The sequence below is a fragment of the Streptomyces sp. ICN903 genome (assembly GCF_022015835.1).
Lineage (GTDB): Bacteria > Actinomycetota > Actinomycetes > Streptomycetales > Streptomycetaceae > Streptomyces > Streptomyces fenghuangensis.
In genome coordinates, this window is sequence record NZ_JAKMAY010000124.1 from 1 (window position 1) to 8,031 (window position 8,031).

Sequence of the window (8,031 nt, forward strand, 5' to 3'; positions counted from 1 at the left end):
CCCGGGAACCGCTCCCGATGCCCCCCGCCCGCCGCACGGCCGTCGTCACCTGCATGGACGCGCGTCTGGACGTGTACGGGCTCCTCGGCCTGAGCCCGGGGGACTCGCACGTCTTCCGCAACGCCGGCGGCATCGTCACCCAGGACGTCATCCGCTCCCTGGCCGTCAGCCAGCGCCTCCTGGGCACCCGGGAGATCCTCCTGGTCCACCACACCGACTGCGGCATGGCCACCTTCACCGACGAGGAGTTCCTCGGCGCGGTGGAGCGGGACACCGGCGCCAGGCCCGACTGGGAGCCCGGCAGCTTCACCGACGCCGCGGACAGCGTCCGGGCCTCCATGGCGCGGGTGCACGCCAGCCCCTTCGTGCCCCACAAGGACTCCGTGCGCGGCTTCGTACTCGACCTGGGGACGGAGCTCCTCCAGGAGGTGCACGCCAAGACCCCGGTGGCCTGATCCCCGCATCCCGCCGGCCCCGGGGCCGCCGCCCGCCGCAACCCGCCGGGCGGCGGTCCCCGCCCCTGCCTCGCCCTGTGGGCCACCGGGCCGGGGCGGGGCGGCGAAAACGCACCGGATACCTCCTCCCGCCGGGTGCCGTGCGCGAGGCGTTCCGGCGAACCGGGCGTTCCCCTCATACCCCCTGAACACGGGTTTCCCGGCACCGGAGCGGCCGGGCCCGGCCGGCGGGCCCTCCGCGCGCAGCTCCGACACCCTGGCCGGATCCCTGCGGTGGTGCGGGAAAAGCGGAGGGATCCTTTGACGCTGCGTCAAGTCGCTTGCTGCAATTGTCCTTTGAACAATCCGGCCGAACGTGGGGAAGAGACGGCGTGGCGCTCGACAGTCCGAAGCTCAAGGACGTCCTGAGGGACGTCGCCTCCGGGGTCCTCCAGCTCCCCGACTTCCAGCGCGAGTGGAAGTGGGACGACGAGCGCATCCGGGCGCTCATCGCCACCGTGACGCTCGACTACCCCCTCGGCGTGGTGATGGCCCTGGAGACCGGCGGCAAGTCCCCCTTCAAGGCCCGCGCCCTCAAGGGCGCCGAGGGCACGGAGGAGCGGGTGCCCGACCTGCTCCTGCTGGACGGCCAGCAGCGCATGACCTCCCTCTTCCAGGCCCTGCACCGCGGCGACCCGGTCGAGACGGTCGACACCCGCGGCAAGCAGCTCAGGCGCTGGTACTACGTCGACATCGCCAAGGCGATCGGCGCGCCCTCCGAGCGCGACGAGGCGGTGGTCTCCGTCCCCGAGGACCGGATGCTGAAGACGGGCTTCCCCCGCCGGGAGACGATCGACCTGACCACGCCCGAGCTGGAGTGCGCGGCCGGCCACTTCCCGATCCACCTGGTGTTCGACACCCAGAAGGTCAACGCCTGGAAGAGGATCTTCGTCGGGATCGCCGACGAGAACTGGGACCGCTGGTCGCAGTTCGAGGAGAACGTCCTCAACAACGTCAAGTCCTTCCAGGTCCCGATGATCAAGCTCGCGGCCTCCACCACCATGGACGCGGTCTGCGCCGTCTTCGAGCGCGTCAACACCGGCGGCGTCCCCCTCAACGTCTTCGAGCTCCTCACCGCCACCTACGCCGGCGACCAGGAGCACGTCGCCGAGCACGGCGACTACTACCGCCTGCCGGACGTGTGGTCCGCGATCAAGCGGAAGCTGACCTCCGCCCACCCGGTCTTCGGCCGCATGGAGGCCGGCGTCGAGGACGGCCTGAGCAGCAGCGACTTCCTCCAGGCCGTCGCCCTGGTGCGCACCTGGGAGCGCAAGCAGGAGGAGCCGCGCGCCGCGGTCTCCTGCAAGCGCCGCGACCTGCTGGACCTGCCGCTGGCCGACTTCGACCGCCTGGCGCCCCGCCTGGCCGACGCCTTCCACTGGGTGGGCGCCTTCCTGGAGCGGCAGGCCATCGTCCGCACCACCGACCTGCCCTACCGCACCCAGCTCGTCCCGCTGGCCGCCGTGCGGGCCATCGTCGGCGCCGAGACGGACGCGCCCGGCGCCGAGGAGCGCGTCGACCGGTGGTACTGGTGCGGGGTGCTCGGCGAGATGTACGGCGGCTCCACCGAGAGCCGCTTCCCGCGCGACGTGGAGCAGCTCATCGCCTGGATCCGCGACGCGGACGCCCCCGCCCCCGACACGGTGGCCGAGGCGGCCTTCCTCGACGACCGCCTGGACAGCCTGGCCACCCGCAACAGCGCCGCCTACAAGGGCGTCTACGCCCTGCTGGTCAAGCAGGGCGCGGTGGACTGGTACTTCACCGAGTCGCCGCTGACCCCGGCCCGCCTGGTGGAGCAGAACGTGGACGTGCGGCAGATCTTCCCCCGCAACTGGGTCGAGAAGAACGCCCCCGTCGAGTACGCCCGCCGCGTCAACTCCATCGTCAACAAGACCCCGCTGTCCTTGCGGGCCGGCCGCAGCATGGTGGGCGCCCCGTCCGCGTACCTGAGGACGCTGGTGCAGGAGTCGGGCATGCGACCGGAGTGGTTCGACGACGTGCTCGCCACCCACCTCATCGACCCCGCCGCCCTCCACGAGGGCGACTTCGAGCGCTTCTACGACGGCCGCGCCAAGCAGCTTCTGGAGCTGGTGAAGGCCGCGATGGGCAAGCAGACCGTCTTCCGTGAGGCGCAGGCCCGGTGAACACTGTGCCCCACACCCCCTCGGAGGAGGAGCTGCGCGCCCTCGGCGGCCGGACGCTGACGGTCTCCGGCCTGCTGGAGGTCTTCGGCGTGCGCACGCGCGACGACCAGACCGTCCTGCACATCACCCAGGCCCTCAAGGACGCCGGCCTGACCACGGACCCGGACTTCGCCTCCCGCCGGCTGCGGGAGGAGTTCCAGGTGGTGTTGCTTCAGTCCGCCTCGGGGACGGCCCCCGACAGCGAGGCCGAGGAGGAGGACGAGGGCCTGCCCTGGGGCGCGCTGCCCCAGCAGCCCTTCACCATCGGCGACATCCCGGCCGCGCGGCGCGGCGTCGAGTGCATCGCGCCCGGGGCCCCGCTGACCCGGGCGATGTACCTGATGCAGACCAAGAACTACTCGCAGGTGCCCGTCCTGGACGGCGACTCCGGCCTGAGGGGCGTCGTCACCTGGCGCTCGGTCGCCATGCTCCTCGCCACGGGGAAGGACCTGGATCTGGACGACGCCGTCGAGCCCGACCCGCCGTCCGCCCAGACCTACCAGGAGTTCTTCTCCCTGCTGCCCACCATCCGGGAGCACGGTTACGTGCTGGTGCGGGAGAACGACGGCACGGTCACCGGCATCGTCACGGCGGCCGACATCACCGAGCGCTTCGACGACACCGCGCGCCCGTTCTTCCTCGTCGGCGAGATCGAGTACCGGCTGCGCAGGTGCCTGGGCCCGAAGATCCCCGCCGAGGCCGTCAAGGCCGTCCAGATGCGGGAGAAGACCGGCCGGATCACGGACCTGATGTTCGGCGACTACGTCAAGCTCCTCGACGGCGACCAGCGCAACAAGCACGGCCACCGCAAGGAGGCGGCGTGCGCCGCCGCCGACCGCAACTGGGCGGCGCTCGGCTGGGACAAGGTGGTGGACCGCGACGAGTTCGTCCGCCAGCTCGACCGGGTGCGCGGCATCCGCAACAAGATCGCCCACTTCGACCCCGAACCGCTGCCGCCGGGCAAGACCGAGGAACTGCGCCAGTTCGTCACCCTGCTCCGCCAGCTCACCTGAGCCGGTCCCGGCGGCCCCCTGCCGGGGCCGGACGTGGTTCCGGCCCCCGTTCCGCGACCCCCGGCACCGGGTCACCGGTCAGACATCCGGCGCCCGAGCATTCCGACCCGATCGGCACGGCTTTCGACGACGCCCGGGTCCCAGGGCAGGCGAGACCGGTGGCGACGGCATCGCGGCGCATGAAGCCTCGGCCGATGAGTTCCCGTGACGCCTGCGAAGTCCGGTCCCTGCGGGGCGGGCAGCCCGCTGATGACAAAGCGGCCCCGCCGGCTCCGGGCCGGTGGGCGCAGGGCTGCGCAGGCAATGAGAGAGCGCCCCCGGCACCCCTGGTTCTGCCCGGAGAGTGACCCCCGCTTGACTGGCGGTCAGCACCCTGATGCGCTTGGGTGATCGGAGAACACGTGAGTCGGGGGTGTCTGGGTGTCTCGGTCGGATCTGCGGGCGTTGTTCCGGTCCAACGACCATGAGGTCAAAGCGGTCGACTTCTTCGCCGACCGGCGGGACGAGTGGGACACGGTGGCGGAGAGCCTGATACGGCACACCCGGTGGGTGCGGGAGCCCGGGTTCGACGTGGAGGACCTGGAGTCCCCGCGCCGCAACGTGCTCGTCTTCTACGGGGTGGGCGGCATCGGCAAGTCCACGCTGTCGCGCGGCATCGCCGAGCACCTGGCGGACGGCGAGGGAGGCCGGGGCGACTGGCCCGCACTCGGCCCGGAGGCGGGCCGGGTGGTGCCGGTCCGGGTGGACCTGTCCCGGGACTCGGGCGGGGACTTCGAGTCGCTGATGCTGGCGCTCCGGCTGGCCGCCGCAGAGCTCGGACAGCCCATGCCGACGTTCGACATCGCCCTCCAGCGTTACTGGGAGCGCAACCACCCCGGTGAGTCGCTGGAGGAGTACCTGCGGCGCCGCACCTGGTTCAGCCGCTTCCCCGGCACGCGGACGATGTCGGGGCAGATGCAGTCGGCCCTGGCCGACGTGGCACAGGCGGTGGCGCTGCCCGGCACGGCGGGCGCGCTGGTCGGCCAGGGGCTGCGCTCACTGGTACGGGCGCTGCGGGAACGCCGCCACCAGGTACGGTCGCTGGCCGAGTGCCGGCGGCTGGCCGATCTGCTGGAGGCCGACGCGGACCTGGAGGCGCTCAGCTACTACGCCCACCTGCTGGCGTGGGACCTGAGCAGGGTGCCGGAAAAGCACCGGGCGACACTGGTGGTCCTGCTGGACACCTTCGAGGACGTCGGCGACCGCGTCCACCGTGATCTGGAGAGACTGATCCAGCGCGTGGTGTGGCTGATGCCCAACACGCTGTTCGTCGTCACCGGCCGCAACCGCCTCCAGTGGGACGACCCGAAACTCGAGGGCCAACTGGACTGGGCGGGAACGCATTTCTGGCCCCAGCTCGCGGGTGGCGCGAGCGGGGAGCCGCGCCAGCACACCGTGGGCTATCTGTCGGCGGAGGACTGCGAGACGTACCTGCGCGAACGGCTCACCGTTGACGGCCGCCCGCTGATGGACGAGCGGACCCGGCATCTGGTGACCGCCAACTCCCATGGTCTTCCGCTGTATTTAGACCTCGCGGTGATGCGCTTCCTGGACCTGTACCGGCGGTACGGGCGTTCACCGCAGCCGAGCGAGTTCAACCTCGACTTCCCCGCCCTGGTCGCGCGTACCTTCCGCGACCTGAGCCCGGGCGTGCGGCACGTACTGCGCGCGGTGAGCCTGCTGGACTCCTTCTCCGTGGAGCTGGCCTCGGCCGCCGCCGGACTCGACCACGACGCCCCCGCGCTGGAACTGGTCGAGCGCCCGTTCGTGGACAGCGATCCGGGCGCGCCCTGGCCGTACCGGATTCACGAGCTGGTCCGGGAGGCGGTCCGGGAGGCCGACTCCACCAGCGAGGACCGCTGGAGCGCGGCCGACTGGCGGAGGGCCGCACAGCGTACCTTCGACGCCCTGGGCCGTGAGGCGGCAGGGGACCGCACCCGTCTGGTGGCCGCGCTGCGGCAGGGCATGCGCCTGGCGCGCGACCACGGCCTGGACCTGGGGTGGCTGACGGACGCGGCCTTCCGCTACGTCGACGACTTCGTCTGGGAGCCCGTCGAGATCCCCGGCTCCCCGGAGGCCGCAGCGGACCCGGACCCGGCCCCGGACGCGATCGGGAGCGCGGCCGAGGCGCTGGCCATGGCACTGTCCGCCATCGCCCGGCGCCAGAGGCAGCACCGAGGCCTGACCGCCGAGCGGCTGCGCACGGTGCTGGACTCCGGGCGGCTGCCCGGGCCGCTGCTCGAACTGCCCCGGTACTTCCTCGCCGAGTGCGAACGGGACCTGGGGAACTTCGACCGCTCCCTGGAGGGGATGAGGCAGGTCGCCGACTCCGGAGGGCGGCTCGCCCCCACCGCAGCACGCGGCCTGGTGCACCTGGCCCGCCGGGTGGGCCGCTTCCCCCAGGTGCGGGAGGCCGCCGAGACCCTTGGTGCGGAGGGCCGCCGAGACCGGGTCCTGGGCGATCTGTGGTGGACCCAGGGGAACACCGCCCTGGCCTGCTCCTCGTACGCGGCGGGACGCGACGAGGCGCTGCGGCTCGGCCAGCCGGGCGAGGCCGCGCTCTCCCAGGCCTGTCTGGCCTTCGCCGCCGCCTTCCAGGACCGCCCACGCGCGGCCGAGCAGATCGCCCGCGCCGAGGAGATGCTTCAGGGGGTGTCGATCCGGTGGGCTGAGATCCAGACCCGTATCGCCGCCCTCGTACGGGACGCGGGCGCCGCCCCTGACCTGCCGCGGCGGGCAGAGGAGACCGCCGCGCAGGCGCGCGGGGCCGGACTGACCTCCTCGGTCGCCTACGCCCGGTTCGCCGCGTGCCTGCACGCGGCGGTCCTCGGCTCGCCCGGACTGCTGGCCGAGGCGCGTGCCCGACTGGGAGAGTGCGTACGCGGCGAGGAGTTCGCGTACCTGGCGGAGCTGTCCCACCTCATGACGGGGGAGGAGCCCCCACCCGGCCTGCCCCCGGCGCACTGGCTGGACGGCCGGGAGCGGGTCCGGGCCCGCTGGACGGCCATCGTCGAGGACCGCCGCCGGGAAACCGGCACGACCACAGGAGAGTAGAACGGGTGGCGAAGTACACCACGCTGGACCAGATCGACCTGCCCGCCGTCGCCCGGAGCTACGGGCTGGATCAGCCACGGCTGGAGCCCCTGACCGGGGGCGCGGCGAACTCCAGCTTCAAACTGACCAGTACCTCCGGTACGTACGTCCTGACCATTCTCGACAACCACGACCTGCCCAGCGCCCGGCGTCTGGCCGCACACACCCAGGCCGTCTTCCGTCTGGGCGTGCCGACCACCGAGGTCGTCCCCGCCGCCGACGGGGCTCTGACCGCTCAGCTCGACGGCCGTCCGGTCATCCTCAAGAAATGGGTCGAGGGGGTGGTGAGGCAGCCGCTGCCGACTCAGCTCCTCCCGGAGGCCGGACGCGTTCTCGCCCGGCTTCACACGCTCTCCCCCCAGTCCCCGGGGCTCGACGACATCCCCGTCGGAACTCGCAGGCTGTCGGACCATCACCGCTCCCTCATCCCACAGTTCACCGACACCGGCTTCGCCGACTGGCTCAACGGCCGGCTCGACCGCATCCGCAGCGCGGAGGCCAAGAGCGACCGCCCCAGGAGGGTCGTGCACGGGGACCTCTTCGACGACAACATCATCGTGGGCGAGGACGGCAGCCTGACCGTTCTGGACTGGGAGACCATCTCGCTCGACGACCCCCTCCTCGACCTCGGCATGGCGGCCGTGGGACTGGCGCAGGAGGACGGAATCCTCGTTCCGGAGCGGCTGGAAGCTCTCGTCACCGGCTATCGGCGGATCGTGTCGCTGACGGACGCGGACGCCGCCGCGCTGCCCATGGAGATCGAGCACGCGGCTCTGATCATCGCCTTCCACCGCTACTACCGGCACAACGTCCGCTTCCCCGATCCGGCCAGGAGCACCTACCACACGGAGATGATCAAATTCGTCGACTCCGTGGAGTCCGCCGCGACCCGGCTCGAATGAATGATCCGGAGCCGTGGCCGCGCCGTAGCGCCGCCCCCGCCCCCGGCGCCCGGGCCGGGGGCGGGGCTACGGCGAACCGGGCTTTCCTCCCGTAGCCCCGGCGAGCCGCGCAACGCGGCGGCCCGGAGCGCCGGAGGGGTCGCTCCCGGCAGAATGAGCCGCATGGCCGCAGACAGGGAGGCAGCGTTCACGCTGCCGCGAGGCGCCACGGGCTTCTTCCGGCCGAAGGACGGGCCGCTGCCGGAAACCGACCGGCGGACGTTCCGGGCGGCGCTGTACACGGCCGCCCGGGAGGCCGGGGGCCGGG

5 protein-coding genes are annotated in these 8,031 nt (G+C 72.2%); all 5 read left to right on the forward strand.

Annotated features, from left to right (window positions below; translation table 11 throughout):
- A partial coding sequence (locus tag L7D48_RS14715; RefSeq protein WP_237879887.1) for a carbonic anhydrase occupies positions 1 to 455 on the forward strand: 455 nt, incomplete at its 5' end.
- A 371-nt stretch (positions 456 to 826) separates the two neighbouring features.
- Positions 827 to 2,638: a DUF262 domain-containing protein gene (locus L7D48_RS14720; protein ID WP_237879888.1), complete on the forward strand. Its 1,812-nt coding sequence runs from the start codon at positions 827 to 829 to the stop codon at positions 2,636 to 2,638.
- Positions 2,635 to 3,690 (forward strand): CBS domain-containing protein, encoded by a 1,056-nt coding sequence (locus L7D48_RS14725; RefSeq protein WP_308312283.1) that lies wholly within the window; start codon positions 2,635 to 2,637, stop codon positions 3,688 to 3,690. Before L7D48_RS14720 ends, L7D48_RS14725 begins: the two co-directional genes overlap by 4 nt.
- 420 nt (positions 3,691 to 4,110) lie before the next feature.
- Entirely contained in the window at positions 4,111 to 6,783 is a 2,673-nt protein-coding gene (locus L7D48_RS29310; RefSeq protein WP_308312284.1) for an ATP/GTP-binding protein, read from the forward strand.
- A 5-nt stretch (positions 6,784 to 6,788) separates the two neighbouring features.
- Positions 6,789 to 7,724, forward strand: a complete 936-nt coding sequence (locus L7D48_RS14735) for a phosphotransferase (RefSeq protein WP_237879889.1) — start codon at positions 6,789 to 6,791, stop codon at positions 7,722 to 7,724.
- Positions 7,725 to 8,031: the final 307 nt, after the last annotated feature.